Annotated in this window: 24 protein-coding genes; 16 read left to right on the forward strand and 8 right to left on the reverse strand. The window is 49.6% G+C overall.

Annotated features, from left to right (window positions below; translation table 11 throughout):
- Positions 1 to 85 precede the first annotated feature (85 nt).
- The 3 genes from fadI (at position 86) to J3B89_RS15370 (ending at position 3,794) form a co-directional block, all read left to right on the forward strand.
- Positions 86 to 1,396 carry an acetyl-CoA C-acyltransferase FadI gene (gene fadI, locus J3B89_RS15360; RefSeq protein WP_215398485.1) on the forward strand — a complete coding sequence of 437 codons (1,311 nt, stop codon included), beginning with the start codon at positions 86 to 88 and terminating at the stop codon, positions 1,394 to 1,396.
- Positions 1,396 to 3,528, forward strand: a complete 2,133-nt coding sequence (fadJ, locus tag J3B89_RS15365) for a fatty acid oxidation complex subunit alpha FadJ (protein WP_215398486.1) — start codon at positions 1,396 to 1,398, stop codon at positions 3,526 to 3,528. Before fadI ends, fadJ begins: the two co-directional genes overlap by 1 nt.
- A 68-nt stretch (positions 3,529 to 3,596) precedes the next feature.
- Positions 3,597 to 3,794 (forward strand): hypothetical protein, encoded by a 198-nt coding sequence (locus J3B89_RS15370; RefSeq protein ID WP_215398487.1) that lies wholly within the window; start codon positions 3,597 to 3,599, stop codon positions 3,792 to 3,794.
- Between the two features lie 4 nt (positions 3,795 to 3,798).
- On the opposite strand, the gene hdfR is transcribed toward J3B89_RS15370, so the two are convergent.
- Complete coding sequence (hdfR, locus tag J3B89_RS15375; RefSeq protein ID WP_215398489.1) at positions 3,799 to 4,659, reverse strand: HTH-type transcriptional regulator HdfR; 861 nt, start codon at positions 4,657 to 4,659, stop codon at positions 3,799 to 3,801.
- A 129-nt stretch (positions 4,660 to 4,788) separates the two neighbouring features.
- Here hdfR and J3B89_RS15380 point away from each other — a divergent pair, with 129 nt between their 5' ends.
- The gene (locus J3B89_RS15380; protein ID WP_215398490.1) at positions 4,789 to 5,136 is read left to right on the forward strand and encodes a MaoP family protein; all 348 of its coding nucleotides are present in this window, start codon (positions 4,789 to 4,791) and stop codon (positions 5,134 to 5,136) included.
- 51 nt (positions 5,137 to 5,187) lie between these two features.
- Here the strand turns inward: J3B89_RS15380 and J3B89_RS15385 are convergent, their stop codons facing one another.
- Together J3B89_RS15385 and J3B89_RS15390 are read right to left on the reverse strand one after the other, a co-directional pair.
- A complete protein-coding gene (locus J3B89_RS15385; protein WP_251372476.1) occupies positions 5,188 to 7,347 on the reverse strand; it encodes a bifunctional diguanylate cyclase/phosphodiesterase in 2,160 nt (719 codons plus the stop codon).
- A gap of 124 nt (positions 7,348 to 7,471) precedes the next feature.
- Positions 7,472 to 10,267, reverse strand: a complete 2,796-nt coding sequence (locus tag J3B89_RS15390; RefSeq protein WP_215398492.1) for an insulinase family protein — start codon at positions 10,265 to 10,267, stop codon at positions 7,472 to 7,474.
- Positions 10,268 to 10,468: 201 nt separating this feature from the next.
- Here J3B89_RS15390 and sixA point away from each other — a divergent pair, with 201 nt between their 5' ends.
- Positions 10,469 to 10,957 carry a phosphohistidine phosphatase SixA gene (gene sixA / locus J3B89_RS15395; RefSeq protein WP_215398493.1) on the forward strand — a complete coding sequence of 163 codons (489 nt, stop codon included), beginning with the start codon at positions 10,469 to 10,471 and terminating at the stop codon, positions 10,955 to 10,957.
- A 2-nt stretch (positions 10,958 to 10,959) separates the two neighbouring features.
- On the opposite strand, the gene smrB is transcribed toward sixA, so the two are convergent.
- Positions 10,960 to 11,502, reverse strand: coding sequence for an endonuclease SmrB (gene smrB / locus J3B89_RS15400; RefSeq protein WP_215398494.1), 543 nt, complete (start codon positions 11,500 to 11,502; stop codon positions 10,960 to 10,962).
- A gap of 53 nt (positions 11,503 to 11,555) precedes the next feature.
- On the opposite strand from smrB, the gene prmB reads away from it, so the two are divergent.
- The 6 genes from prmB to bamJ all read left to right on the forward strand — a co-directional run bounded on the left by prmB (position 11,556) and on the right by bamJ (position 16,970).
- Positions 11,556 to 12,515 (forward strand): 50S ribosomal protein L3 N(5)-glutamine methyltransferase, encoded by a 960-nt coding sequence (gene prmB / locus J3B89_RS15405; protein ID WP_215398495.1) that lies wholly within the window; start codon positions 11,556 to 11,558, stop codon positions 12,513 to 12,515.
- A 9-nt stretch (positions 12,516 to 12,524) separates the two neighbouring features.
- Positions 12,525 to 13,628 carry a chorismate synthase gene (aroC, locus tag J3B89_RS15410; RefSeq protein WP_215398496.1) on the forward strand — a complete coding sequence of 368 codons (1,104 nt, stop codon included), beginning with the start codon at positions 12,525 to 12,527 and terminating at the stop codon, positions 13,626 to 13,628.
- Positions 13,629 to 13,636: 8 nt separating this feature from the next.
- On the forward strand, positions 13,637 to 14,806 hold the full coding sequence (locus J3B89_RS15415; protein WP_215398497.1) for an MFS transporter: 1,170 nt from the start codon (positions 13,637 to 13,639) through the stop codon (positions 14,804 to 14,806).
- A gap of 37 nt (positions 14,807 to 14,843) precedes the next feature.
- On the forward strand, positions 14,844 to 15,974 hold the full coding sequence (locus J3B89_RS15420) for an ATP-NAD kinase family protein (protein ID WP_215398498.1): 1,131 nt from the start codon (positions 14,844 to 14,846) through the stop codon (positions 15,972 to 15,974).
- Position 15,975: 1 nt separating this feature from the next.
- A complete protein-coding gene (locus J3B89_RS15425) occupies positions 15,976 to 16,266 on the forward strand; it encodes a YfcL family protein (RefSeq protein WP_215398499.1) in 291 nt (96 codons plus the stop codon).
- Positions 16,267 to 16,352: 86 nt separating this feature from the next.
- Positions 16,353 to 16,970 (forward strand): BamJ family beta-barrel-assembly machinery protein, encoded by a 618-nt coding sequence (bamJ, locus tag J3B89_RS15430; RefSeq protein WP_215398500.1) that lies wholly within the window; start codon positions 16,353 to 16,355, stop codon positions 16,968 to 16,970.
- A 48-nt stretch (positions 16,971 to 17,018) separates the two neighbouring features.
- Here bamJ and J3B89_RS15435 read toward each other — a convergent pair whose 3' ends face one another.
- From J3B89_RS15435 to J3B89_RS15445, 3 genes are read right to left on the reverse strand one after another with little or no spacing between them, the layout of a single operon-like run.
- Positions 17,019 to 17,690, reverse strand: a complete 672-nt coding sequence (locus J3B89_RS15435; protein ID WP_215398501.1) for a response regulator transcription factor — start codon at positions 17,688 to 17,690, stop codon at positions 17,019 to 17,021.
- Positions 17,683 to 18,750, reverse strand: a complete 1,068-nt coding sequence (locus tag J3B89_RS15440) for a sensor histidine kinase (protein ID WP_215398502.1) — start codon at positions 18,748 to 18,750, stop codon at positions 17,683 to 17,685. Before J3B89_RS15440 ends, J3B89_RS15435 begins: the two co-directional genes overlap by 8 nt.
- A gap of 13 nt (positions 18,751 to 18,763) precedes the next feature.
- Complete coding sequence (locus J3B89_RS15445; protein WP_215398503.1) at positions 18,764 to 20,248, reverse strand: TrkH family potassium uptake protein; 1,485 nt, start codon at positions 20,246 to 20,248, stop codon at positions 18,764 to 18,766.
- 210 nt (positions 20,249 to 20,458) lie between these two features.
- On the opposite strand from J3B89_RS15445, the gene J3B89_RS15450 reads away from it, so the two are divergent.
- The 3 genes from J3B89_RS15450 to J3B89_RS15460 all read left to right on the forward strand — a co-directional run bounded on the left by J3B89_RS15450 (position 20,459) and on the right by J3B89_RS15460 (position 22,460).
- Positions 20,459 to 20,926, forward strand: a complete 468-nt coding sequence (locus tag J3B89_RS15450) for a GNAT family N-acetyltransferase (protein WP_215398504.1) — start codon at positions 20,459 to 20,461, stop codon at positions 20,924 to 20,926.
- 118 nt (positions 20,927 to 21,044) lie between these two features.
- Positions 21,045 to 21,359, forward strand: coding sequence for an ArsR/SmtB family transcription factor (locus J3B89_RS15455; RefSeq protein ID WP_215398505.1), 315 nt, complete (start codon positions 21,045 to 21,047; stop codon positions 21,357 to 21,359).
- 48 nt (positions 21,360 to 21,407) lie between these two features.
- Positions 21,408 to 22,460, forward strand: coding sequence for an alkene reductase (locus J3B89_RS15460; protein WP_215398506.1), 1,053 nt, complete (start codon positions 21,408 to 21,410; stop codon positions 22,458 to 22,460).
- Positions 22,461 to 22,515: 55 nt separating this feature from the next.
- Here J3B89_RS15460 and dsbB read toward each other — a convergent pair whose 3' ends face one another.
- Positions 22,516 to 23,052, reverse strand: a complete 537-nt coding sequence (dsbB, locus tag J3B89_RS15465) for a disulfide bond formation protein DsbB (protein ID WP_215398507.1) — start codon at positions 23,050 to 23,052, stop codon at positions 22,516 to 22,518.
- 173 nt (positions 23,053 to 23,225) lie between these two features.
- On the opposite strand from dsbB, the gene fadR reads away from it, so the two are divergent.
- Together fadR and J3B89_RS15475 are read left to right on the forward strand one after the other, a co-directional pair.
- Positions 23,226 to 23,942 carry a fatty acid metabolism transcriptional regulator FadR gene (gene fadR, locus J3B89_RS15470; protein WP_251372477.1) on the forward strand — a complete coding sequence of 239 codons (717 nt, stop codon included), beginning with the start codon at positions 23,226 to 23,228 and terminating at the stop codon, positions 23,940 to 23,942.
- Positions 23,943 to 24,076: 134 nt separating this feature from the next.
- Positions 24,077 to 26,329 (forward strand): aminotransferase class V-fold PLP-dependent enzyme, encoded by a 2,253-nt coding sequence (locus J3B89_RS15475; RefSeq protein ID WP_215398509.1) that lies wholly within the window; start codon positions 24,077 to 24,079, stop codon positions 26,327 to 26,329.
- Positions 26,330 to 26,341: the final 12 nt, after the last annotated feature.

The raw sequence follows: 26,341 nt of genomic DNA on the forward strand, positions 1-26,341 counted from the left end.
AGTGTTTTAATTTTCAGCGACTGTCGTTACAATCGACCTTAACAATACAGGTCAGACCTGTGATATTAATAACAAGAGGAACACTATGAGCTCGCCAATTAAACTTACCACCCGCCAGGGCGACCGGATTGCTATCGTCCGTGGCCTGCGTACACCGTTTGCCAAGCAGGCTACTGAATTTCATGGTATTTCGGCACTGGACTTAGGCAAACTGGTGGTAAACGAGTTGCTGATCAGAAGCGAGCTGGAGGCAAAACTGGTTGAGCAGGTGGTGTATGGTCAGGTAGTGCAAATGCCGGAGGCACCGAATATTGCCCGCGAAATTGTGCTGGGTACCGGTATGAATGTGCACACCGATGCGTATAGTGTTACCCGGGCCTGTGCCACCAGCTTTCAGTCTGTGGTTAGTGTGGCTGAATCGATGATGGCCGGTATTACCCAAATTGGTTTAGCAGGCGGGGCCGATTCCAGTTCAGTATTGCCCATTGGTGTCAGCAAAAAGCTGGCCCGGGCACTGGTAGATTTAAACAAAGCGCGTACTTTCGGCCAGAAACTGGCTATTTTCCGCCGTTTAGGTTTGAAAGATTTACTGCCGGTGCCGCCGGCGGTAGCTGAATACAGTACTGGTTTATCAATGGGCGATACCGCCGAGCAAATGGCAAAAACCCATAATATCAGCCGGGCCGATCAGGATGCACTGGCACACCGCTCGCACAGTTTAGCGGCCCAGGCCTGGCAAAGCGGCGTGATGAAAGATGAAGTAATGACCGCACACGTTGAGCCTTATTCGCGCTTTTTAGATATCGATAACAATATCCGCCAGGATTCTAAGCTGGAATCTTACAGCAAATTAAAACCGGTATTTGACCGGGTGCACGGTACTGTAACGGCTGCTACCAGCACACCGCTGACCGACGGTGCATCTGCGGTGTTAATGATGACAGAAAGCCGTGCCAAGGCGCTGGGGTATACACCACTGGGATATATCCGCAGTTATGCTTTTGCTGCCATTGACGTGTATGACGATATGCTGATGGGGCCATCCTATGCCACGCCTATTGCGCTGGACCGTGCCGGTATGTCTTTAAATGATTTAACGCTGATTGAAATGCATGAAGCTTTTGCGGCGCAAACGCTGGCCAACGTGAAAATGTTTGCCAGTAAAAAATTTGCCGAAGAAAAGCTGGGGCGCTCAAGCGCCATCGGTGATATTGATATGACCAAATTTAACGTTCAGGGGGGCTCACTGGCTTATGGCCACCCGTTTGCTGCAACCGGCACCCGTTTAATCGTGCAAACTCTGAATGAATTAAAACGCCGTGGTGGCGGTATTGGCTTAACAACTGCCTGTGCGGCAGGTGGCTTGGGCGCGGCGATGATAGTGGAGACAGAATAATGACAACAACAACGAGTTTTAGCCTGCAAATTCGCGACGATCAGGTTGGCGTTATCACGATGGATATCGCCGGTGAGTCAATGAATGTATTAAAAGCCGCTTTTGCTGATGAAATATCTGCGCTGTTGGCTCAGATAAAAGCCAACAGCCAGTTAAAAGGCCTGGTGTTTATCAGCGGCAAGCCTGACTCCTTTATTGCCGGGGCGGATATTTCAATGCTGGACGGCTGTAAAACTGCCGAAGAAGCACAGGCTATTGGCCGTATGGGTCAGCAAATGTTTGATCAGCTTGAGCAATTATCTATTCCGTTAGTGGCGGCGATTCATGGCCCTTGTCTGGGAGGTGGTTTAGAGCTGGCCATGGCCTGCCATGCCAGAGTTGCCAGTAATGACAGTAAAACGGTGTTGGGGCTGCCTGAAGTGCAGCTGGGTTTATTACCCGGCAGTGGCGGTACACAGCGCCTGCCACGCCTGGTTGGCCTGCAAAAAGCACTGGATATGATCTTAACCGGCAAGCAACTGCGTGCAGTACAGGCCAAAAAAGCCGGTTTGGTGGATGAAGTGGTGGCAAACAGTATTTTACTTGAAGCTGCCGTTAAGTGTGCGCTTAAAGGTAAACCACAGCGCGGGCAGCTGAAATTAAACCTGCTTGGCAAAGTGCTGGAGCGCACTCCGTTTGGCCGCAATATCTTATTTAGCCAGGCACGCAAGCAAACACTGAAGAAAACCCAGGGTAATTATCCGGCACCGCTGAAAATCCTTGATGTGATAAAAACCGGTGTCGACAGCGGTATGCAAGCCGGTTTAGCCGCAGAAGCCAAAGCTTTTGGTGAGCTTTGCATGACCAAAGAATCGGCCGCACTGCGTAGCTTATTTTTTGCTACCACCCAGATGAAAAAAGAAAGCGGCGCCGGTGACACTAAGCCCAATAAAGTGCGCAAAGCTGCTGTACTGGGCGGCGGCTTAATGGGCGGTGGTATTGCTAACGTTACTGCTACTAAAGCCGGTATACCGGTGCGTATCAAAGATATTAACGAGCAGGGGATCAGCAATGCGCTGAAATACAGCTACTCGTTGCTGGAGAAAAAACTCAAGCGCCGTTTTATCAGCAAAGCTGAAATGCAAAAGCAACTGCTGTTAATTACCGGTACCACAAATTACAGCGGTTTTCATGATGCCGACATCGTGGTAGAGGCGGTATTTGAAGATTTAGCTTTAAAGCAGCAAATGGTTGCTGATATTGAGCAGCATTGCAATGAGCAAACTATTTTTGCCAGCAACACCAGCTCATTGCCAATAGGCCAGATTGCGGCGAAAGCGGCCCGGCCAGAAAATGTGATTGGTCTGCACTATTTTTCACCAGTCGATAAAATGCCACTGGTAGAGGTGATTGCGCATGAGGCGACTTCGGCGCAAACCATCGCTACTACGGTAGCCTTTGCCCGTAAGCAAGGTAAAACGCCAATAGTGGTAAAAGATGGTGCAGGTTTTTACGTTAACCGTATTCTGGCGCTGTATATTAACGAAGCAGCCAATATCCTGCTTGAAGGTGAGCCGGTAGAAAAAATAGATAAAGCCTTAGTTAAATTTGGCTTCCCGGTTGGGCCGGTAACCTTGCTTGACGAAGTGGGCATTGACGTTGGCGCCAAAATTTCGCCCATTCTAACCTCTGAGCTTGGTGAGCGTTTTGCCGCGCCAGCTGCCTTTGACAAGTTATTGGCAGATGGCCGCAAAGGTAAGAAAACTGAAAAAGGCTTTTACCTGTACGGCAAAAATGGCAAAAAAGGCAAAAAACTGGTGGATGACAGCGTGTACAACGTACTGGGTGTGACCCTGGCACCGAGGCTGAACAGTGATGAAATCAGTAGCCGCTGTGTGGTGCAAATGCTAAATGAGGCCGTGCGTTGCCTTGATGAGGGCATTATCGCTTCAGCCCGGGATGGTGATATAGGTGCTATTTTCGGTATTGGCTTTCCGCCGTTTCTGGGGGGGCCATTCCGTTATATCGATCAGTTAGGTGCCGCTAACCTGGTGACACAGCTGCGTAATCTGGAAAGCCGGTTTGGCAGCCGTTTTTCACCGGCACCATTATTGGTAACGATGGCAGAGCAGCAACAGCGCTTTTATAACTAAAGCTTAACAGCAGCGATAGCAACAGGCCGGTATAATAACCGGCCTGTTGCTATTTTTAGGGGATCTACGTGTTAGTGTTACCTGTAGTGTGGTTGCTTAGCGCCATCGGTATTTATATTGCAGCGCTACGCAGTGGCATGAAGGCGTTTAAATGGGCACTGGCGGCTTTATTTACCGGCCCCCTGTTATTACCCTTGTTTAACAGTCATAAACGCCTGTTGCTTCATAAAGCGCGTGGCCGCAATACGGTATTATTCCGGCCCTGAACATTTACTTAGCTGTGCTGTGTAAAGAAGTACGCAACTGCGCAATAATATCGCTGATCTGGCCGCGCTGGGCGGCTTTGGGCAAGGATACGGCAAATAATTCCCGCGTCATTACCGGCGCATCTTCAATCAAACGTAAGCTGGTATCTGCCAGCAATTTTCTTACCATGGTGTCAGGTAAATAGGCCGAACCTCCGCTTTGCTGCATTAGCTCCAGTGCAATACGGGCACTGCCGGTACGTAACTGTGGTGGCGGTAAGTCAGGGAAGAAACGTGCATGCTGGATCTCAAAAGCAGTACCCCAATCTACCAGAATATATTGCTGGCGCATGGCCTGGTTGGCGTTATTGCTGGCAAGAGTGGTTACGGGCAATAGCTTTATATCTCCGAGCTTATCTATCTGCATTTCTTCTACTTTGGGCGCATCAAACAAAATAGCCAGATCGAGATGGCGCTCCAGCACTTGTCGGGCTATCTGATCTTTACCCATCGATTCTGCCCGCCAGGATAAACCCGGCAACGCTTTTTGGATGTTAATAAAACCCTGTAATAAAAACGCATCCCATACATTAGCGGTAGCGGCGACAGACAGTTGCAAGGCTTGTTCTGCACTTACCGCTACGTCTTGTCTGGCCCGCTGCAATGCTGTCAGCATGGCCTCAGCATGTGGTAAAAGGCGCTCTCCGGCGGTGGTAAGCTGAATATTATTACGGTAGCGGCTAAACAGGTTAACGCCAAGTTGTTGTTCCAACTGACGGATGCGAAAGCTAACGGCAGACTGGGTCAGGTAGAGATTTTCGGCAGCTTTACCAAAATGCCTTGTACGCTGAACTTCTATAAAGGTTTTAAGCAGTTCGGTATCCAAATTGAATCCTTTAGTTTTTTTATGGTGTCGATAAAAAATATTTGTTTTACGACAGGAATTTTGTTAACCATACTCCGCACAGTTTAAACAGGCTGGCTTGATATTCAACGAGATTAGAGGAAAAAAGTGATGCAGCAAAGTTTTGTCGCTAACCGTCGCTTTTTCGATGACCGTAATTTCCCAAGAGGATTTACGCGGTCCGGGCGCTTTACTCTGGCAGAAGGTAATATGCTGGAGAAACATGGGGTGGCAATGCAGGAACTGGAGCAGGGAAACCGCGCACCGGTGAATGATGAGGAAAAACGCTTTCTATTGGTGTGTAAAGGGGAAGAACCCGCCACCACGGCGTTTGAGAAAACCTGGCTGAAATACAAACAGCGCCTGGCAGAAAAGCGTAAGTTTCATACTGTGTTTGGTAAAAAGCGTATTGCCGATGGCAGTGACGATTTTTCTTATGTCGAGACCGACTCAGACTAACTTAAAGCCCCGTGATTGGGGCTTTTTTGTAGCTGCGGTTTGAGCATAAGCTTAGCTAAGCGCAGGCACCGCAACCGGTTTGTTGTGCTGTTTTTTATGCAGGCGTAGAAATTCAGCAAAGTCATCAGCTGATAACGGCTTGCTGTAGTAGTAGCCCTGGATCACTTCGCAGCGCAGTTTACGCAACATCTCAAGTTGTTCTGCCTGTTCAACACCTTCGGCTACTACCGTCAGGCTAAGGTTGTGTGCAATGGTTACTATGGTGTCGACCATATTACGGCCGCGTGCGGTGTTCATATCGTCAACAAAGGCTTTGTCTATTTTCAGCGTATTAAGTGGAAATTGCTTTAAGTACGCCAGTGAAGAATAGCCGGTGCCAAAGTCATCCATGGCCAGATGTATACCACGGGCGCGTAGCTTTTTCATGGTGTCAATCGCCTGCGGTGGCGATTGCATTACCGTGCCTTCGGTAATTTCCAGTTCCAGATGATAAGAGGGGAGTTCGGTTTCCTGCAGAATATCGTCTATCTGCTCACATAAAAATGGCAGGCTGAACTGGCGTGAAGATAAGTTAACCGCAACCCGGCCCTGAAATAAATCCTGATCAATCCAGCGTTTTACATCTTTACAGGCCTGGCGTAATACTACCTCACCAATTTCTATAATCTGGCCGGTTTCTTCTGCTACCGGAATAAAGCTGGCCGGGCTTATTAACCCCCCCTTAGGGGTAATAAAACGTACCAGCGCCTCCATCCCGGTTAGCTGCCCGGTAGCGATATCCATTTTGGGCTGATAATAAACACTGAAATAGCTTTCTTTCAGGCCGTGGCGAATAAGGTTTTCTACCTGCAGCCGCTTTACAGCCAGTTTGTTCATGGAGTCATTAAAAAACAGGTAGCGGTTTGCGCCCTGGCTTTTAGCATGGTACATCGCCGTATCAGCATTACGCAGTAATGCCTGCGGATCGCTGCCATCATCAGGAAATAACACTATGCCAATACTGCTGGTAATAGCCAGCTCGTGCTGATTAACCAGTATCGGCTGGTTGATTAGTGCCAGCAGCTCTTTTGCCAGTGAGGTAATAAAATGCAGATCATTAGTGTGATCCAGTAGCATAGCAAACTCATCGCCGCCCAGCCGGTAGAGGCAATTCTGATAGCGCTTATAGTTACTTAAGCGATCGGCCAGTTTACACAGCAGGTTGTCGCCGAGCTCATGGCCGAGAGAGTCGTTAATTTTTTTAAAATTATCTAAATCAAATACCAGTAAAGCATGCTCGGTTTTTTCACTTACCAGCTGTGCCAGTTTTTGTAAGAATACTGCCCGGTTTGGCAGGCCGGTCAGGGTGTCACTGCTGGCCAGACGGCTTAACTCGGCTTCACGTAGTTTTCGTTCGGTGATATCTGAAAATACCGCAACATACTGGCTGACCATACCCAGATCATCTTTAATTAAATCGAATGTCAGTTCGGCCTGGTACACCTCTGCATTAAGGCGCTGCTCACGGATTTCACCACTCCAACTGCCATGCTGATGCAAGGTGTGGCGGATATCATGCATAAAACGGCTGGGGTACATTGTCAGTTCAAAGCGGCGGTTTAGCATCAGTTCGCGGGATTTGCCGGTAATTTTGCTAAAGGCCGGGTTAACCTCAATAATGTTAAAATCGGTATCGCAAATCACTACCGCATCAGAAATAGTTTGCAGGCAGCGGGCAAATAATTGCAGTTGCTCTTCAGTTTGTTTTAACTGGTGAATGTTTTTCAGGGTACCTGTCATGCGGCTGGGTTTGCCACTTTTGCTAAACTCTACAGCTTTACCGCGGTCCAGTACCCAGGTCCATTGCTGATCGGCAGTTTTAAGCCGGTAGGTAGCTTCAAAATGGCTGGTTTTACCTTCCAGGTGCAGCTGTAATTGCTGGCAAACGCGGTCAATATCCTGCGGATGAATTTGTTGCTTATTCGGTGGTATATCGCTGCTGTTAGGCTGTAACTCTACCGGGTGCAGCCAGGAACTGGAGCGATACAGCTCGCCACTGCTGATATTCCAGTCCCACAGTTCATCGCCGCTACCCCACAGCGATAACCGCAGCCGTTCTTCACTGCTTTCAAGTTTTGCCTGATAACGGCGCATTTTTAAAATGCTGACATGTGCCAGAATTAAAGCACCGAAAGAGCACAGCAAAACTGCGCTCAGCACATAGGGTTGCAAACTGGTCCAGCCCGCTGCGTGCAGGCTAAAGGGCAAAAAGCAAATAAGCAATGCGCTGATATTTATAATTTTTTTTAGTTTTACTAACACTTATGATGGCTAGTCAGCAATATGAATGCTTACGTTATATAACTTTACCGGCACTGTCAAAAGCAATTTGTTTTTGCACCAGCCGTTGTTTCAGGGCGGCTACAGTACTGAACTGCAAATGGCTGTGGCTTGGTTTGCCATCGGTTGCCAGAAAAATCGCGTCATAATCGGGCAGTAACAGCTGCTGTAAAAAGGCAATAAAGTTGCTAAGGCTCAGCGTATCCAGTGCGCTGGCAATATGGTTATTTAAAGCAAAACTGTGATCTTGCTGGCCCAGGGCCAGCCAGTATCGTTTGGCTCTGGCACCCAGGCTGTTGTCCCGTTCATGTAGTTGCGCCAGTAAGCCTTGTTTTATTTCGGCAAAATCGTTTGCTGACATCATTTCAGTGTCGGCCAGAAAAGCACGGAAAAACATGATGGTGGCTTCGTACAGCTGTTCGCAGTTGGTGTTAGGCGATTGCACATAAAAAGCAATGCCGGGCAAGGTGTTAATAGGAACATAACCGGTACCTACCAGATAACCTAATTGCTGCTCTGTGCGCAGTTGATGGAAATACTCAGGAGACAACAGATGGTTTGCCAGCATAAACAGCGCCATTTGTTCTGGCGTAGCCTGCTGCGCCGGTAAATAAATCACCAGAGCATGGTCATTGTGCTCTACATCCAGTTGCAGCCACACCGGCCCCTGACCTTGCAATGCAAAAGCCGGGTTGTTTAGCCGCACGCCGGTGCTGGCTAGCTGGGTTTGCCAGCTGTGTAATACGTCGGTCAGTTGTGTGGCCTGGCTGGCAGACCAGTTGCCCAGCAATAAACTTTCAATATGCACCTGTTGCAGCAAGTTGCGGTCAAATTGCAAAAAGTCGCTAAAGCTCAGCGTTTCTAATGCATCGGCCAGTTGTTCAATTTCAGGGTTCAGTGGCTGCAAAATGGCCGATAATTGGCTGAATAAGCGCGAAACCGGCTTGTTTTTGCTGCTGTTGCGCCAATGTCGCCCCAATTGGCGTTTTAGTTCGGCAAAGCGGTTTTCATCAAATTGCTGCGTTGGCATTTGTTTTAACAGCTCTTGCAGCAGCAAAATCTGGTTGCTGGCCAGGCCGCTGGTGTGAATACTGATCCCCTGGCGTTGTACGTGCAGATGGTATACCAGGCCGATGGTAGTGGCGGCATAAAACTGCTGGTTAATATTATCCAGAAACAGTTCAACCCAAAGCCGGGTTGCGGCCATATGCGTGCAGTTGTCAATACTGTGTGGCAGGCTAAGCTGAACAAAAATGTGGCCTTTGGGAGTGTGAAAATCAGTATCGGCTTTATACCAGACGCTAAGTGCCTGTTGCTGGTATATCGCTTCGGGTAGTGCCATATGTGCACTTTGCTCAAGCAGGCTGATATCACCGGCTAAATAAGGGTTGGCCGCAGGCAGGGTAATGGCGCTGTCAGGCTGGCAGTTATCCAGCCGGTGCAGTAAGGCTGCGCTTAGTGGCTCTACACTGTAAGGCGTTTGGTACCAGCGTGCTTCATGCGTGGTAGGAACTCCCGGTGCTATAAACATCAGCCGCATATTGTTGCTGCTAAAATAACCTAATACCTGCTGATACAACGTATCGGTTGGCAGCTCCATGCGGTAATCACCAAATATGACATCTTCCATCGGGTAGTGCTGCATACTGACCGATAAATGATTAGCGGTTTGTTGCGCGGTTGAGGGCTCCTGATACAAATAACTCCAGTGCAGCAATTTTTGCCGTTCGGCAAATAAACCTGTGGGCAACGGCTGGCGTTTTAGCTCTGCCAATGCACTGAACAGCGCCTGTAAAATAGTGTCGCGGCCGTTAAGGCCGGCATCAGTAAGCTCAAAGGCGATGGTAAAATCTTTGTAGTTACTGCCATCTATACCGCCGCCTGCGCTTAGCTGGTTAACCAGGCCCAGTTGCTTGAGGTAACTGAGTAATGAGCCCTGGCCTTCGTCACCCAGTAAATGGGCAATAAAGCTGATAATTTTATGTTTATACCAGGGCTGAATATCCGGCATGGCAAAACTTGCCACTAATTTTTGTGTGTCGCGGTGCGGCTGAATATTAAGTTGTATTGCCTGATGTTCGGCTAAATACAGTGGCACTGTCAGGGCGGCTTTTTTCGGTAAATGGGCGGGTAATGCACTGAAATGCTGCAATACCAACTGTTTTTGCTCTGCTAAGGTTAACGGGGATACCAGCGTAAGTGTCATGCGGCTGGCGCTGTATTGTGCGGTAAAGAAATCCTGCAGTGCCTGCTGCAGGCTGCTCTCGGCGGTGTCGGCCAGAGTGCTTAGATTACCGACAGAAAACTTAGCAAACGGATGTGCCGGATTAATGGTTTCTTTATGTACCTGATAAATGCGCCGGCCATCGTCTTTTAACTTCAGCGAAAACTCGGCTTCAATAGCGTGGCGTTCTTTTTCGACATATTCATTGCTAAACAGTGGCTGGCAGAACATATCGGCGAAACGATCCAGCCCTTCGGCAAAAAATGCAGTATCAATATCAAAGAAAAAACTGCTGTGTTCGGTGCCTGTCCAGGCGTTATGGCTGCCGCCATGATGGCTGATAAACTGCTGGTAGTCGCCAGCTACAGGGTAGCGTGCAGAGCCAAGAAATAACATATGTTCCAGAAAGTGCGCCAGCCCTTCGCGCGGCAGTGGATCATCAAAGTGGCCAACATTTACTGTAAGCGCAGCAGCACTTTTTTCACTGTCAGCCTGATGTACCAGTAATACTGTTAAGCCATTGCTCAGCTGCAGGCTTTCATAGCTGCGGCTGTCGTTAGGGCTTTGCAATATCTGACTATTTTTCAAAAGTTATCCCTTTTCTGGCGGCACTGGTGTGGTTCTGAACGGCTTTATCATAGCGATAAGTAATAAACAGCCTAGATGTTATGCGTTATTAGCAGTTACTCTGGACGACAACTTTCATTATCATAGCGCACAATTTTTACCCGGCGTATTGTTATCTGCCGGGATTTAACAGGACTCAAACAGCAGTATGGTACTTAAGCAATGGTAAATCTCGTTATCATGCGTCATGGTGAAGCAGAGCCGCTATCATCGGAAGATAGCCTGCGGCAGCTAAACGCCAGAGGTCAGCATGAGGTTAGCCAGATGGCATTATGGTTACAGCACCACTATGCCGCCTTTGACTGGGTTTGGGCAAGCCCCTATTTGCGAACCCGTCAGACGGCAGAGCTAATGTTAGCCAAGCAGGCGCCGTTTAGCCAACTGGAGATTGTGCCGCAACTGGTGCCGGATGGTGATGCCGCACTATTTAAAGCCTATTTTGATGTTCGTATCAGTGAAAAGCCCGATGCCCGAGTGTTGCTGGTGTCACATATGCCACTGGTCAGTTTTTTGGTAGAGGCTTTTACTATACCCGATCAGGCGCCCATATTCAGCCCGGCGCAACTGGCCTGTATAGATTATCAGCCGGGGCGGGGCGGGCGTTTGTTAGAGCGGTTGGCACCACAGGAGCTGGCGCTGCTGAGTTTCTGAATTTAGCTGGCTATTTTCAGTAACAGTATCAGTGCGCCATGCTTGCCCCAGCTTTTCGGTGCGGTATGAAATGCACGTACATTCGGGTGCTGTATCAGCCAGTTAGGCACTTTTTTTGCCAAGATACCCAAGCCTTTGCCATGCACTACGCAGGCACAGTTAAATTGCTGTTTTTCGCAGTATGCCAACAGGCCGGCCAGTTCCGTTTTTGCCTGTTGTGTTGTCATGCCGTGTAAATCCAGCACCACCTGGGGCTGAAACTCACCACGGCGCAAACGCCCGGTTAAATGCGGATCATCACCGCTTTGTATCCAGCTCAGGTTGGTACCGTCGGCGATATAACCTTCAAACTCATCTGAGAACCAGAACAAATTTTCATCAAGCTGTTTGCTTAAGACGTCTGTACGTCTTTTTTTCTTGCGAGGGGCGGCAACTGGCGGTATCTTGTCCTGCGCAATAGGCCGAGCGCCTGTTATCGACTCGCGAAACAGCTGGCTGTCCTCGGCACTAATGCCGGTTGATGTTACAATAGCTTTCTTTTGCATCGCGCAAGTCTACTCAAACTGACCGGTTATTACAAAAAGAGCTTAAATCCATCATGTCCGATACTGGCGAAATTCTGTTTACCTCCGAGCTAATAAGCGATGCCCTCGCTGAACTGGTTACTGTGCACGACTGGCTGCGTTTTGCCGTTAGTAAATTAAACCAGGCGCAGGTTTATCTGGGCCATGGCACTGATAACCCCTGGGATGAAGCCGCAGCACTGCTAACACATGTACTGTTTTTGCCGCCAATGACAGATGAAAAGCTGTTTTCGGTGCGCCTTACCCGCATTGAGCGCCAGAGTTTTATCAGCCTGTTAAAACAACGTATAGAACAGCGCTTGCCGGCGGCTTATTTAACGCATCAGGCCTATTTTGCCGGTTTACCGTTTTATGTAGATGAACGTGTGCTGGTGCCGCGCTCACCAATTGCTGAATTAATCGGCGCTAAGTTTGTCCGCCAGCTTGGTGCTAAAACACCAAAGCATATCCTGGATTTATGCACCGGATCGGGCTGTATTGCTATAGCCTGCGCCTATGCTTTTGCCGAGGCTGAAGTTGATGCGGTGGATATCAGTGAAGATGCCTTAGAAGTGGCACAGCTAAACATTGAAAGCCATGGCCTGGAACACAGAGTATTCCCGATATTATCGGATGGCTACAGCGCTCTGGCTGGCGCGCAATATGATTTAATCGTGACCAACCCGCCGTATGTCGATGCAGACGATATGGCCGATTTACCGGACGAATACCGCCACGAGCCGGAATTGGGCTTAGCTTCCGGTGAAGACGGCCTGGCACTGACACGGCGTATTTTGCGTGAAGCGGCTGCACATTTAACTGACGGCGGTGTGCTGGTATGTGAAGTGGGTAACAGTATGGTGCAATTACAGCAGGATTACCCTGAAGTGGCATTTGACTGGCTGGAGTTTGAGCATGGTGGTTTAGGTGTATTTGCCATTACTAAAGCCGAACTTGAGCGCTGCCAGCATTTATTTAAAGACACATTATGTTAAGGAACAGCTATGGCCGGTAACAGCATAGGGCAATTGTTTAAAGTTACGACTTTTGGTGAAAGCCATGGCCCGGCCATTGGCGGCATAGTGGATGGCTGCCCGCCGGGTATGGCATTAACTGCCGACGATTTACAACTGGATTTAGACCGGCGTAAACCCGGCACATCGCGCTATACCACGGCACGGCGTGAAGAAGATGCGGTAAAAATTCTGTCCGGTGTATTTGAAAACACCACCACCGGTGCCAGCATTGGCCTGCTGATTGAAAATACCGATCAACGCTCGCAGGATTACTCTGAGATTAAAGAGCAGTTCCGCCCCGGCCATGCCGATTACACGTACTGGCATAAATTTGGTATCCGCGATTACCGTGGTGGTGGTCGCTCGTCGGCGCGAGAAACTGCAGTACGGGTGGCGGCTGGTGCTATTGCCAAAAAATATCTGCGAGAGCAATGTGGTATTGAAATTCGCGGCTATTTAGCTCAGTTGGGCCCGGTAAAAGCCGAACTGGTAAGCTGGGATGAAGTACACAACAACCCGTTTTTTTGCCCGGATCCTGCCAAGCTTGACGCGTTGGATGAATACATGCGCCAACTGAAAAAAGACGGCGACTCGGTAGGTGCCCGGGTAAACGTAGTGGCAAGCAATATGCCGGTAGGCTGGGGCGAACCGGTGTTTGACCGGCTCGATGCTGATATTGCTCACGCCATGATGAGCATTAACGCAGTAAAAGCGGTAGAAATTGGCGACGGTTTTGCGGTGGTAGAGCAGCGTGGTTCTACCCACCGCGATGAATTAACGCCGCAGGGCTTTAGCGCCAACCACGCCGGTGGCGTGTTAGGTGGTATTTCGTCCGGCCAGGATCTGCTGGTTAGTATGGCGCTTAAGCCTACGTCCAGTATCAGTATCCCGGGTAAAAGCATTAATACCCGTGGTGAAGTGGTAGATATTGTCACCAAAGGCCGGCATGACCCTTGTGTCGGTATTCGTGCCGTGCCTATTGCTGAAGCCATGCTGGCGATAGTGCTGATGGACCACTACCTGCGCCACCGCGCGCAAAATATGCATGTACAGGTAACTACGCCTGACATTGCCCGCAACAACAGAGATTAGCCCGCCGTATGCTTAGCATTTCTGCCCGGCCAGCCTTAGTGCTGGCTTATTTCACTTATTTTGGTGTGCTGGGTATTTTTGTGCCGTATTTCGGCCTGTTTCTTGATGGCCGCGGTTTAAGTTCGGCTGATATCGGCATGCTGCTGGCCATTGTTACTGCCAGTCGTATTGTTGGCCCTACAGTATGGGCGCTGATCGCCGAGCGCAGCGGTAAGCCGTTAACCGTAATGCGTCTTGGTGCTTTGTTAGCGGCTATTGGCTGGCTGAGCAGTTTCGCCGATTATGGTTTCTGGCCTTTGCTGTTGGGTTTTGCGCTGTTTAGTTTTTTCTGGACAGCTATTTTACCGCAACTGGAAGTGGCCACTTTTGCCTTTGTGAATGACGATACCCGCGCTTACAGCCGTATTCGTACCGCAGGCAGCGTGGGTTATATTGTGCTGGTAATGCTGGGTGGCTGGCTGTTTGAGCGCTACGGCAGTGAGTTTTTGCCATTATCTGCCTTGCTGTTTTTAGTATTGCTGCTTACCAGCTTATTTTTACTGCCCAAAGTGACGGTAAATGCCGAGCTTAGCAGCGAGCCTGTGCGTTTTAGTAAATTAATTAAAAACAGCGTATTGCTGCGTTTTATGCTGGCTGCTTTATTGCTGCAAATGAGCTTTGCCCCCTTTTATGGTTTTTTTACGCTGTACAGCCGCGATCTGGGCTACAGCGGTACGCAAACCGGCTTATTTATCGGCCTGGCGGTGGCGGCCGAAATAGCAGCGTTTTACTTTGCCGGCAACTTAATGCGTAACCGTAGTTACCGTGTACTGTTGAGTGTATGCTACGGCTTAACGGTGCTACGCTGGAGTTTGCTGGCAACGGTGGCCGACAACGTCTGGTTGCTGTGTTTTAGTATGTTGCTGCATGCCGGTAGCTTTGCTATCGCCCACAGCTGTGCCATGCAGTTTATCCAGCAGTTTTTCCCGAAAAAACTGCGCAGCCGTGGTCAGGCGTTGTACGCCGGTGTGATTTTCGGTGGCGGTGGTGCCATAGGCGCTTATTTCTCAGGCTTAATCTGGCAAAACGGCAAAGGGGCGGCGTTAACCTTTAGCATTGCTGCGCTGCTGGCGCTGGCCGCAACGCTGCTGGCGTTAACCTTGCCGGGTAGCAAAGCTGGCGCCAAGGCTTTACAATAGCCGCCATTTTTTAAGGTGCGCTAAAGGATATTGCAGTATGGCAAATCTGTTTCGGCTTGGGCTGATCATTAACCCGCTGGCTGGTCTGGGTGGGAGTGTGGGCTTAAAAGGCTCAGACGGCCAGGCAGAGCAAGCTCTGGCACTGGGAGCCACCCCACAGGCCATGAACCGTGCCACCACTGCGTTAACTGAGCTGTTGCCACTACGGGATAAATTTACCGTGCTTACTGTAGCCGGTGAGATGGGCCAGAGTGTGTGTGATGCGCTTGGACTGAATTATCAACTGGTATACCAGCCACAAATGTTACCATCTACAGCTGCAGATACTGAACACTCTGCCAGGCTGTTGGCCGAAAAGGGCGTGGATTTACTGCTGTTTGCCGGTGGCGATGGCACCGCACGTAATATTTGCACTGCAGTAGGTGAGCAAACAACTGTTCTGGGTATTCCGGCCGGGGTGAAAATTCATTCCGGTGTTTATGCGATATCGCCTCAGGCTGCCGGTAAGCTGGTGGCAAAGTTAATTGCCGGTGAACTGGTATCACTTAGTGAAGCACCGGTAATGGATATAGACGAACAGGCTTTTCGCGACGGTGTGGTAAAAGCCCGGCGTTTTGGTGAAATGCGTATACCGGCGCAGTTACGTTATGTGCAAAGCGTAAAAATGGGCGGGCGAGAGTCTGAAGAGCTGGTGCTGGCCGATTTGGCCGCTTACGTTACCACGCAAATGGAAGACAACGTGCGCTATGTGATGGGCTCAGGCTCTACCGTAGCGGCAGTAATGGCTGAGCTTGGGCTGGATAACACCCTGCTTGGTGTAGATGTGGTAGAAAACGGTAAGCTTATTGCCAAAGATGTTAGCGCAGCACAGCTACTTAAGCTGGTGCAGGGCTACCCGAGTAAATTAGTGATCACCTTAATTGGTGGCCAGGGCCATGTGTTTGGCCGTGGTAATCAGCAGTTGTCACCGGCGGTGGTTCGCGCTATTGGTCGGGACAATATTCTACTGATTGCCAGCAAAGCCAAATTGCAGCAGCTTGAGGGCAGGCCGTTACTGGCCGATACCGGCGATGCTATGCTGGATCAGCAGCTTACCGGTTTAATCAATATATTAACCGGCTATAACGATTACGTAATGTACCGTTTAGGGTACGAGGATGAACTTTAATATGACAGCAGTATCAGTACCTGAGCAGTTTATTGACGCTGCCGCCGAATTGTTTGATGCCTTAGTGCCGGTTGCTACCGATGACGAGTTATTTGCCTCCGGTTATCTGCGCGGGCATTTTGATTTAGCTGTAGGCACCTTACAGGTAGCGGCTGAGCCTTTTACCGCTGCCGATGTCATAACCCAGGTCAGTAGTACTCTGACACAGGCTATAGGCAATGGTGAACTAACCGAGCAAGATCAACAGCATGTTAATGTTATCTGGTTACGGGTACAGCAACTGGCCGAGTGAGGCGGCAAGACATTCATGCGTTTTTGCGTTAGCATAGGCGCACTTTTTAACCCGAAGCATTGGCTTCGTTAGCATAAGTGGAACTCATGTCAGATAAATACACAACGCTTGAACAGCACGCCAGCTATGGTATTGGTTTACAAATGGGCCAGCAACTGGCCGACAACCCGTTTGACGGCTTAGATATTAACGCCGTTGCCGCTGGTGTTATCGCAGCTTATACCGAACAGGACGCTGAAGTAAGCGACGAGCAAATTCGCGCGGCCTTTGGTGTGATCAGTGAGCGTATGCAAGCTGAACAAGCTGAAAAAGCTGAATTATTAGCCGGTGCCGGTGAAGCTTTCCTGGCAGAAAACGCTAAACGTGCCGAAGTTACCGTAACTGCTTCTGGCCTGCAGTACGAAGTACTGGTAGCGGCTGAAGGTGAAAAACCCACCCGTAATTCAACGGTACGCACACATTACCACGGTACCTTAATTGACGGCACGGTGTTTGACAGCTCTTATCAGCGTGGTGAACCGGCAGAATTCCCGGTATCAGGTGTTATCGCCGGCTGGACTGAAGCATTGCAGCTGATGTCACCTGGCTCAAAATTGCGTTTATACATCCCGCACAACCTGGCCTACGGCGAGCGCGGTGCCGGTAATGCTATCGCACCATTCAGTGCACTGGTATTTGATGTAGAGCTGCTAGCTATTCTGTAATAGCTACACTGAATGTTAACCAGGCCCTGCACATTGCAGGGCTTTTTTTTACCGTTTTAAACGGTAACCTACGCCGGGCTCGGTTTTCAGGTATACCGGTGCGGCCGGGGTGTCTTCAAGTTTCTGCCGTAGCTGTGCCATATGCACGCGCACATATTCCGGCCGGTCGGTATAGGTTTTACCCCATACCTGAGTCAGGATCTGGTTGTGTGTCAATACTTTATCGGCGTGGCGCATTAGCAAAAGCAAAATATCATATTCGGTTTTGGTCAGGTGTACTTCAGCACCGGCGCGGCTCACCTGGCGTAGCACCGGGTCCAGCCTGACATCACCAAAACTAAATGCTTGCTGCTGTGGCATATTATGGCGTAAGTTAGCCCGGATGCGTGCCAGTAGCTCTGCCGCACTAAAGGGTTTGGTGACATAGTCGTTAGCGCCGTTATCCAGCGCCTGCACTTTGTCCTGCTCACGGTGGCGGGCAGAAATGACTATTACCGGCGTGTCACACCAACTGCGTAATTGTGCCAGCCACAGCTGACCGTCCATATCAGCCAGGCCTAAATCCAGCAGGATCAAATCTACCGGTTGTTGCACCAGATGCTGTAAAGCGGCGATGCCTTCACTAAAGCAATGCACCTGATGCTGCTGGGTTTTAAGTAAGGTGCCAAGAAAGCTCTGCATTGCCGGATCGTCTTCCAGCACCAGTATAGTTTCAGCCATGCTGTACTCCGTTATTACTGGTTAGCGGCCAACGCAGCAAAGCGGTAACCGTGGCCTGTTCTGTATCGTGCAGCAAACTAAAGTCGCCGTTGTGTAAGTGCATTACGGCTTTGCAAATAGCTGTGCCAAGGCCAGTGCCGCTGTCCCGCTGTACGTTGCGTTTAGGCGCGGCAGCATTGCAAACGCTTAGCATAAAATGGCCATTTTGCCGGGTAAAACCAATGCTAACCGGCGCCCCCCCGTGTTTTACAGCGTTTTCCAGCATATTAGCCAGGGCTATTTCCAGTAAGGTGGCGTCGGCAAAGCAGTCGGCTGTGCTAAGTTGTACATCAAACGACTGAGTGGCCAGTAAGGCGGTGCGTCTGGCGATAGCAGCTGATATTACATCGGTAACGGCAAGCGATTCCAACTGCATAGTGCTTTGCGGTTGCTGCACCCGGCTTAGCTCCATGACTTTGTCAAAGTGCTCGCTAAGCAGGCTGCTCTGGCGGTATATATTGCTGGCTTGCTCATGTACTTCTGCTTCGCTAAGCTGCAGTTCTTTATCGGCCAGCATGCTGGAGGCGCCCATAATGGTAGCCAGTGGTGTACGTAAATCATGCGAGATGGAGCGCAGCATCATGGCGCGGCTATGTTCAAGCTCGGCCTGCATCCGGGCCTGGCGTGTTTTACCGGCCAGCAACTGGCGTTGACGCATATGTTTTTTCGCCCGTGCCAGTTCTACGCGCAAACGGCCGGATAAACGACCAATAAAAATGCCCAGCAGTAGCATCACAATAAAGGTGATCAGATAGTCAACCTGGTGCACATATAAGGTGTAGTAGGGTGCTACAAAAAGAAAGTCCAGCAGCAGCACGCTGTTAATGGTGGTAATAATGGCCCAGCGCTGCCCGGCCTGCTGTGCAATCCAGGTTACCCATAATAGTTGCAACATGGCCACATCTGTGGTGGTCAGTAATGCTCTGGCAGGTAGCAATGCCAAAGCAATTAATAGCGGAACCACAAGTGCCAGCAGTAACAGCTGCCACATGGCATAGCGCCCGCTTTGCAGTAATTTCATTGGTGGTATCAACTCAGTAGCGCCAGTACATAGGCGTAAATAACAGTAGCATAGTTAAAATTTCCAGCCGCCCCAGTAACATACCCAGAGTTAAACTCCATTTTGCACCATCCGGCAAAGAAGCAAAGTTACCGGCCGGGCCGATAATATCACCCAAACCGGGGCCAACGTTACTAACAGCCGTAGCGGCACCGGTAAGTGCGGTAACAAAATCCAGATTAAACATCGACAGCACCAGTGCCAGTATGGCTATGGTAGCAAAATATACAAAGGCGAACGCCAGTACTGCACCAAGCAGTGCGTCGTCTACTTTTTTGCTGCCATATTTTTGCGTCCAGATAGCATTGGGGTGGATCAGTAGATTTAATTGTTTCAGCAGTAAATAACCGGCCAGTTGGGTACGGAAAATCTTTAAACCGCCCGAGGTAGAACCTGAGCAGCCGCCACTAAACGTCAGGTAGAAAAACAATACTATTGCCATACTGCCCCAGGCAGAGTAATCCTCAGAGGCATAACCGCAGGTGGTGATCACCGACACCACGTTAAACAGGGTGTGTGTCAGGGCATCCGGCCAGGGCCTGTCATGATGCTGTATCTGATATAAGGTTAGCATCAGGGTAACGGCCAGCACTACTGCCAGAAATGCCTTTACCTGCGGATCGCGCAGCAAAGCCCATTTGTCACCTTTGGCCATACCAACAAACAACACAAAGGGCAGCGCTGCCATAGTCATCCATAAACTGGCCAGCCATAGCAGCCAGGGCTTGTCATTAAAGTAGCCAAACGACGCATCATAATTAGCAAAACCACCGGTGGCAGCTGACGTCATGGCGTGGGTAATAGCATCAAACCACGACATTCCGCCAATAGCGTAGCTAAGTGCTGCTGCCACACTGATGCTTAAATATACCAGCAGAATATAAGCCGACAAACTACTGCTGCGCGGTAGTATTTTTTCAGAAATATCTGAGCTTTCGGTTTTAAACAGTTTCATACCGCCAATTTTCAGTGCCGGTAAAATGGCAATCGCCATCACAATAATACCGATACCACCAATCCATTGCAGCAGCGCGCGCCAGAACAATACGCCTTTGGGCATGGTATCCAGGCTGCTTAATACGGTAGAACCGGTAGTGGTAATAGCAGATACCGTTTCAAACCAGGCGTCGGTAATGCTAAGGCCGGGAATACTCAGGTAAAGCGGCAATGCCGAAAACACACAGATTGCCAGCCAGCACAGTGTGGTGAGTAAAAATAAATAACGCTTTTTCAGTTGCACCGCGCCGCCGGATCGCCCAACCAGCATGCTACCGGCACCGGAGGTAATGCAGGCCGACAATAAAAAACTCCAGAAAGCTTTGTCGGCCAGGCTAAAGCTGACAACTGTGGTGAGCAGTTGTGCACCGCTCAGGCTAAGCAGTAAATAGCCAATAACCCGGTAAAAGAAATGCCTGTTGCCGCTATTGGTTGCGGTAAAAGAGTAGGAGTAGGTCGACATAAGGTACTGCGGTAAGGCCGGTTGGTAGTCAAAGCCTAATGATTTAGGCTGCTTGATGCTGTAAAGCTTTTCTAAAGATTTAGCGTTTGGATATAAAGATTTTATAAAGATTGTTTTCTATCAGTAAGTTAAGTTATAGCCAGGCCATGCTCTGGGCCATGGCTTACAGCTCTGTTATGCTGTGCAGCATATTTTGTCAGAAGGTTAATTATGTATCACATCCGCCCTTACCAACCCGGCGAAGAGCCGCTACTGCGCGAGTTGTTTTACAGCACCGTGCATAATGTTAACCAGCGCGATTACAGCGTAGAGCAGCGCGAAGCCTGGGCGCCACAGCGTTATGACGCCAATGTCTGGTCGGCACGGCTGGCGCAAAGCGAGCCTTTTGTTGCGCTACACAACGAAGAGATTGTCGGCTTTGCTGATGTGCAAACTGACGGCTATATCGACTTTTTCTTTTGCCATCAGGCGTATCAGGGTAAGGGTGTGGGCAAAGCCTTAATGAAGCACCTGCTGAAAACAGGTAAACGCTATGGCGTAAAACGCTTTTACGCGGATGTCAGCATTACCGCTAAGCCATTTTTTCAGCACTATGGCTTTGAAGTAGTAAGGCAGCAGCAAAAAGAAGTTCGCGGCGTGGTGCTAACGAATTTTTTAATGGAAAAGCGAACGCTCTGACCGTCCTGACGGCCAGCTAATTTTACAAATCCTAATTTAATTAAACCCCGCCCTTGAAATGCCTTTGCTTTAACTATATATATCGTTTCATCGCGATATATAAATTAAAGATTAACGTATGACGGCACTTAACCCAAAACAAATTGATGACCTGATAAAGGCGCTGGCGCATCCGGTGCGGCGCGATATTTTGCACTGGCTAAAAACGCCGGAGCTGTATTTTGCTGATCAGGATCACCCGCTTAGCTTGGGCGTATGCGCCGGTAAAATTGAACGTAAAACCGGCTTGTCGCAAAGCACGGTGTCGGCCCATTTGGCTACTTTGCAACGGGCCGGGGCTATAACCAGCCAGAAAGTAGGGCAGTGGCATTTTTTTAAACGGGATGAGGTGCTGATCCAGCAGTTTCTGGCACAGATCAGTAGCCAACTCTGAGTAACAAGCGGTAATTACACTGTAGCTTAACCACATAGGATTTATATTATGACAACGTTATTCGACCCGATAAAAGTAGGTGATTTACAGTTACCCAATCGCATTATTATGGCGCCATTAACCCGCTGCCGTGCAAGTGAGGGCCGGGTGCCTAATGAGCTGATGGCTGAATATTATGTGCAGCGCGCCAGTGCCGGGCTTATTTTAACTGAGGCCACTTCTGTTACGCCAATGGGCGTGGGTTACCCCGACACGCCGGGTATTTGGTCAGAGGAACAAGTTGCCGGCTGGCGCAAAATTACTGCCGCAGTACATAACGCCGGTGGCCGGATAATGCTGCAATTATGGCATGTTGGCCGTATCTCTGATCCGCATTATTTAGACGGTCAGTTGCCGGTAGCCCCCAGCGCTATCGCAGCAGAAGGCCATGTTAGTTTAATGCGGCCGAAAAAGCCGTATGTTACACCAAGAGCACTGGAAACTGCCGAAATTGCCGATATTGTTGAGGCTTACCGGCTGGGGGCTGAAAACGCGAAAAAAGCAGGTTTTGACGGCGTGGAAATTCACGGTGCCAACGGCTATTTATTGGATCAGTTTTTACAGGACAGCACCAATAAACGCACCGACAACTACGGTGGCAGTATTGAAAACCGTGCCCGTTTAATGCTGGAAGTCACCGATGCCGTGATTTCTGTTTGGGGTGCAGGCCGGGTGGGTATGCATTTAGCGCCACGCGCAGATGCGCATACTATGGGCGACTCGCACCGTGCCGATACCTTTGGCTATGTCGCACAGCAACTGGGTAAACGCGGTATTGCTTTTATTTGTGCCCGCGAAGCTCAGGGCGATGACAGCCTGGGGCCACAATTAAAACAGCAATTTGCTGGTGTGTATATCGCCAACGAGAAGTTTGATAAAGCCTCGGCTGAAGCCGCGCTGGTAGCAGGTACGGCTGATGCGGTAGCCTTTGGTGTGCCTTACATTGCTAACCCGGATTTAGTGCAGCGTTTTGCCAAAGATGCACCATTAAATACGCCCAGGCCCGAGCTGTTTTATGCCAGCGGCGCTGAAGGTTATACCGATTACCCTGCACTTAGCTAAGTGCAGACAGATAAAACAACACCGGCATTTGCCGGTGTTGTTTTATCAAAAAGCATTAATCGCGGTAAGGGTTATTGCTAATCCGTACCGGCTGGCTTAGCAGCAGTATTGCTGCTATTACGGCATAAATCCAAAGCGATACCGCACTCCAGAATGCCATACTTTTATCTAAAAACTGCCAGATGGTGTCACCACAACTGCCGGTGGGTTCAAATACACTTGGCAGCCATTGATCCAACGGCATCCAGCTAGGAAACTCAGCAAACAGCGCGCAACTGAAAAAGCCTCCTTCAGCCAGTAGTTGCTCAATATGCAGTAGCTCGTTGGCTTGCATAATGCCAAAACCGGCAGATGCAAGTACACCAAACACAGCCAGTAGCCTGAACAATGCATTGGCGGGCGCCAGCAAGCCAATAATGGCGGCCAGTAATACACCAACAAAAGCACTGCGGATGTAAATACATTTAATACAAGGCTGTAAGTTTAGCCCGTACTGAAAATACAGCGCGCTGGCCAATAACCCCAGGCAGGATAACATCAGCAGCATCCAGGGCCAGCGCTGCATAGATAAACGTTTGATCTGTTGTAGCATTTTTTATCCTTCTGACGGGAATTTTCTTCAGCTGCGGTTAATCTACGGTATTTAAGCGTAATGCACAATGCGGCTGCGGTGTTGGGCTAATTTAGAAGGGTGGCTTGTTAACTGTTGGCGCTCTGGTACAATCAGTCAACTTTTTTTCTGAACAAAAAGACGGACAGATCCGCATGACTAATCTGATTAAAGCACAAAGCCCGGCCGGGTTTGCTGAAGAGTATATTGTAGACTCGATCTGGAACGGAAAATTTGCCCCTGGTTCTATATTACCAGCAGAGCGTGAATTATCTGAACTGATAGGCGTAACCCGTACCACTTTGCGTGAAGTATTACAGCGTTTAGCTCGTGACGGCTGGTTAACCATTCAGCATGGCAAGCCAACAAAAGTGAATAATTACTGGGAAACTTCCGGTTTAAATATTCTCGAAACGCTGGCCCGGTTAGACGAAGACCAAATGCCAAAACTGGTAGATGATCTCTTGTCTGCCCGTACCAATATCAGCGCAATTTATATTCGTGGTGCGATCAAAAACCACGCTCAGCAGGTAGTAGAGCTGTTTGCCAGTGCTGAAACGCTGGAAGATACCGCCGAGGCATTTGCTGAATTTGACTATAATTTAAACCATGAACTGGCATTGCATTCGGCTAATCGTATTTATGTGCTGATTTTAAACGGCTTTCGTGGCTTGTATAACAAGATTGCCCGTTTTTACTTTTCGCATCCCAAAGCCCGTGAGCTGGCACGTAAGTATTATCATCAGATCAAACTCTATGCTGAAAACGGTAAGTTTGATGAAGTGGTGTTTGCTGTACGTAAATACGGAAAAGAAAGTGGTTTGGTCTGGTCGGAGTTACGGCCGCAGATCCCCAAAGATCTGGTCGAGTAAACTGCTAAATACCAACCGCCTTCGGGCGGTTTGTTATTTAATGCGCTATTGGCGCTTGAGCTGTGCCAGCCTGCCAGTTATTATTGTGTGGAATAACATATTCTTTTTGGTTATATAAGGCAGAGGCAAATGCTATGAAAGGCGCGGCGCATACAGAAGTGTATCTGGATAACAACGCTACTACACCGGTACTGCCGGTTGCTGCTGAGGCAGCAATGCATGCAATGCAGCGTGGCTACGGTAACCCCAGCAGCAGCCACACTACCGGTATTAAAGCTAAAGCTGAACTGGAAACCACCCGCGCTCTGGCCAGGCAGTTAATTGGTGCCAGCAGTGGTGACATTGTGTTTACCTCAGGCGCTACAGAGGGTATTCAAACGTCAATTGTCTCGGCATTAATGGCAGCCAGAGCACAGGGTAAAACCGGTGCAGCAACCTTATTACTGTATGGCGCTACTGAGCACAAAGCGGTGCCGGAAAGCCTGAAACACTGGAACCGGGTATTACAGCTCAATGCCACGGTAAAAGCCATTCCGGTTAACCGGAATGGTGTGCTCGACAGCGATTTTATCCGCGCTCACCTACCCGGTGCGGTAATGATCTGTACTATGGCGGCGAATAATGAAACCGGAGTAAAGCAGGATTTGGTGGCGCTGGAGCAACTGATCCGCAGCGTTAACCCGCAAGTGTACTGGATGGTAGATTGTGTACAGGCGTTGGGTAAAATGCCTTTGAATATTGCCGATACCAGCATAGATTACGCGCCCTTTAGTGGCCATAAACTGTATGCGCCTAAAGGCATCGGCTTTTTGTATGTGCGCAAAGGCACACCTTATCAGCCTTTTATTGCCGGTGGGGGCCAGGAAAGCGGTTTACGCTCGGGTACTGAAAATCTGCCTGGTATCGCCGCTTTGCACGCTATTTTCTCCGAACTGGCGAAAACAAGTGGCTCTGCGTTTCAAACTGAAGCCACATTATGGCACTACCGCCAGCAGCTTATTGCTGCATTGCTGCAGGTGTTTCCTGCCATGCAGCTTAACAGCGACGTACCGCATGTAGTGCCAACCACCATTAATTTTTCAGTGCCGGGCTTTTACAGCAAAGACATTATGGATTTGTTTGATGCTGCCGGGATCCGGGTAAGTTCAGGCTCGGCTTGCAGCTCTAAGGTACCAAGCAGTTTTGTGCTTGATGCTATGGGGCTGGACAGCTGGCGCTCGCAGGGAGCTATCCGTTTATCTTTTGGCCCGGCGATGACCAAAGCTGAATGTGAGCATGCCTGTCAGGCTATTGCGGCACTTAAAACGGTGGTATCCAAGCATTGTCTGGTGTTGACCGATGCCACACCAACACTGGAAATTCATGCCCGTGGTTTATTGCAGCTAAAGCATGAAGCCTTGTGTAGCTATGTGCTGATCTGCCCTGACAGCCTCGAAGCACTGGTGATAGATCCGGTATTGCCGCTGGCCGGGCGTATTGCCAATATTATTCAGGGCCATGGCTTACAGTTAAAGGCGGTGCTGGATACTCATTTACATCAGGATCACCAGTCGGCACGCACTGAGTTGTTAACCTTGCTGGGCAATCCTTGCGCCGGCAATGGCTGTGATGTATTGGGCTGGCCTGAACATAGCACTGAAATTCAGCTTGGACCCTATCAGTTAACCCGTTTGGCAACTCCGGGCCATACGCCTGAAGCGGTAAGTTTTTTGCTGTACAAACAGCAACAACTGCTATGTGCATTTACCGGTGATGTGATACTGCCGGGTGGGGTTGGCCGCACCGATTTACCCGGCGGCGATATTTCAGCATTGGCAAACAGCATCCGTTTGCTGGCTGGCAAAGTAGGGCAGCATACTTTGTTGTTATCCAGCCACGATTACGCTCAACGCTTTTTTACCAGTCTGGCGCTGGCGGCAACTGAGCAACCGCTGATGCAGGCGTTGCTGAATAATCAGCCACAAGCTGAATGGCAACCGCAGTTGCAGCAACAGGCTGTTACGTTGCAGCAGGCCAGCAGTTATTTTTGTGGTTTGGTTGAGGTAAGTTTGTCTGACGCCACTGATGTGATTGCTCCAGAACAGCTGGCAACATTTTTACAGCAAAGGCTACAAATGCAGGTAGTGGATGTGCGTGAGCCGCACGAGCAAAGTGCCGGTGCGCTGGCACAGTATTTACCACCGGCTTATCTGGCACAGCATAAGGTGCAGGAAATTCCGCTATCTAAGCTGGCCGATGCGGTTATTCACCGGCAATTACACAGCGAACAACCGTTATTACTGGTATGCCGCTCGGGTAACCGTAGCCTGATGGCTTGTAAGGTACTGGGGCGTTTGGGCTTTAAGCAGGTATTTAACCTCAAAGGTGGCACTGCGCTGTTGTATTAAAACAGCCGGATA

This window comes from Rheinheimera oceanensis (genome assembly GCF_018831085.1).
Taxonomy (GTDB): Bacteria; Pseudomonadota; Gammaproteobacteria; order Enterobacterales; family Alteromonadaceae; genus Alishewanella; species Alishewanella oceanensis.

What these genes read in the sequence shown, in the direction of transcription:
- fadI (WP_215398485.1), top strand. Translation starts at nt 86, where the DNA reads ATGAGCTCGCCAATTAAACTTACCACCCGCCAGGGCGACCGGATTGCT.
- fadJ (WP_215398486.1), top strand. Translation starts at nt 1,396, where the DNA reads ATGACAACAACAACGAGTTTTAGCCTGCAAATTCGCGACGATCAGGTT.
- J3B89_RS15380 (WP_215398490.1), top strand. Translation starts at nt 4,789, where the DNA reads ATGCAGCAAAGTTTTGTCGCTAACCGTCGCTTTTTCGATGACCGTAAT.
- sixA (WP_215398493.1), top strand. Translation starts at nt 10,469, where the DNA reads ATGGTAAATCTCGTTATCATGCGTCATGGTGAAGCAGAGCCGCTATCA.
- smrB (WP_215398494.1), bottom strand. Translation starts at nt 11,502, where the DNA reads ATGCAAAAGAAAGCTATTGTAACATCAACCGGCATTAGTGCCGAGGAC.
- prmB (WP_215398495.1), top strand. Translation starts at nt 11,556, where the DNA reads ATGTCCGATACTGGCGAAATTCTGTTTACCTCCGAGCTAATAAGCGAT.
- aroC (WP_215398496.1), top strand. Translation starts at nt 12,525, where the DNA reads ATGGCCGGTAACAGCATAGGGCAATTGTTTAAAGTTACGACTTTTGGT.
- J3B89_RS15415 (WP_215398497.1), top strand. Translation starts at nt 13,637, where the DNA reads ATGCTTAGCATTTCTGCCCGGCCAGCCTTAGTGCTGGCTTATTTCACT.
- J3B89_RS15420 (WP_215398498.1), top strand. Translation starts at nt 14,844, where the DNA reads ATGGCAAATCTGTTTCGGCTTGGGCTGATCATTAACCCGCTGGCTGGT.
- J3B89_RS15425 (WP_215398499.1), top strand. Translation starts at nt 15,976, where the DNA reads ATGACAGCAGTATCAGTACCTGAGCAGTTTATTGACGCTGCCGCCGAA.
- bamJ (WP_215398500.1), top strand. Translation starts at nt 16,353, where the DNA reads ATGTCAGATAAATACACAACGCTTGAACAGCACGCCAGCTATGGTATT.
- J3B89_RS15435 (WP_215398501.1), bottom strand. Translation starts at nt 17,690, where the DNA reads ATGGCTGAAACTATACTGGTGCTGGAAGACGATCCGGCAATGCAGAGC.
- J3B89_RS15440 (WP_215398502.1), bottom strand. Translation starts at nt 18,750, where the DNA reads ATGAAATTACTGCAAAGCGGGCGCTATGCCATGTGGCAGCTGTTACTG.
- J3B89_RS15445 (WP_215398503.1), bottom strand. Translation starts at nt 20,248, where the DNA reads ATGTCGACCTACTCCTACTCTTTTACCGCAACCAATAGCGGCAACAGG.
- J3B89_RS15450 (WP_215398504.1), top strand. Translation starts at nt 20,459, where the DNA reads ATGTATCACATCCGCCCTTACCAACCCGGCGAAGAGCCGCTACTGCGC.
- J3B89_RS15455 (WP_215398505.1), top strand. Translation starts at nt 21,045, where the DNA reads ATGACGGCACTTAACCCAAAACAAATTGATGACCTGATAAAGGCGCTG.
- J3B89_RS15460 (WP_215398506.1), top strand. Translation starts at nt 21,408, where the DNA reads ATGACAACGTTATTCGACCCGATAAAAGTAGGTGATTTACAGTTACCC.
- dsbB (WP_215398507.1), bottom strand. Translation starts at nt 23,052, where the DNA reads ATGCTACAACAGATCAAACGTTTATCTATGCAGCGCTGGCCCTGGATG.
- fadR (WP_251372477.1), top strand. Translation starts at nt 23,226, where the DNA reads ATGACTAATCTGATTAAAGCACAAAGCCCGGCCGGGTTTGCTGAAGAG.
- J3B89_RS15475 (WP_215398509.1), top strand. Translation starts at nt 24,077, where the DNA reads ATGAAAGGCGCGGCGCATACAGAAGTGTATCTGGATAACAACGCTACT.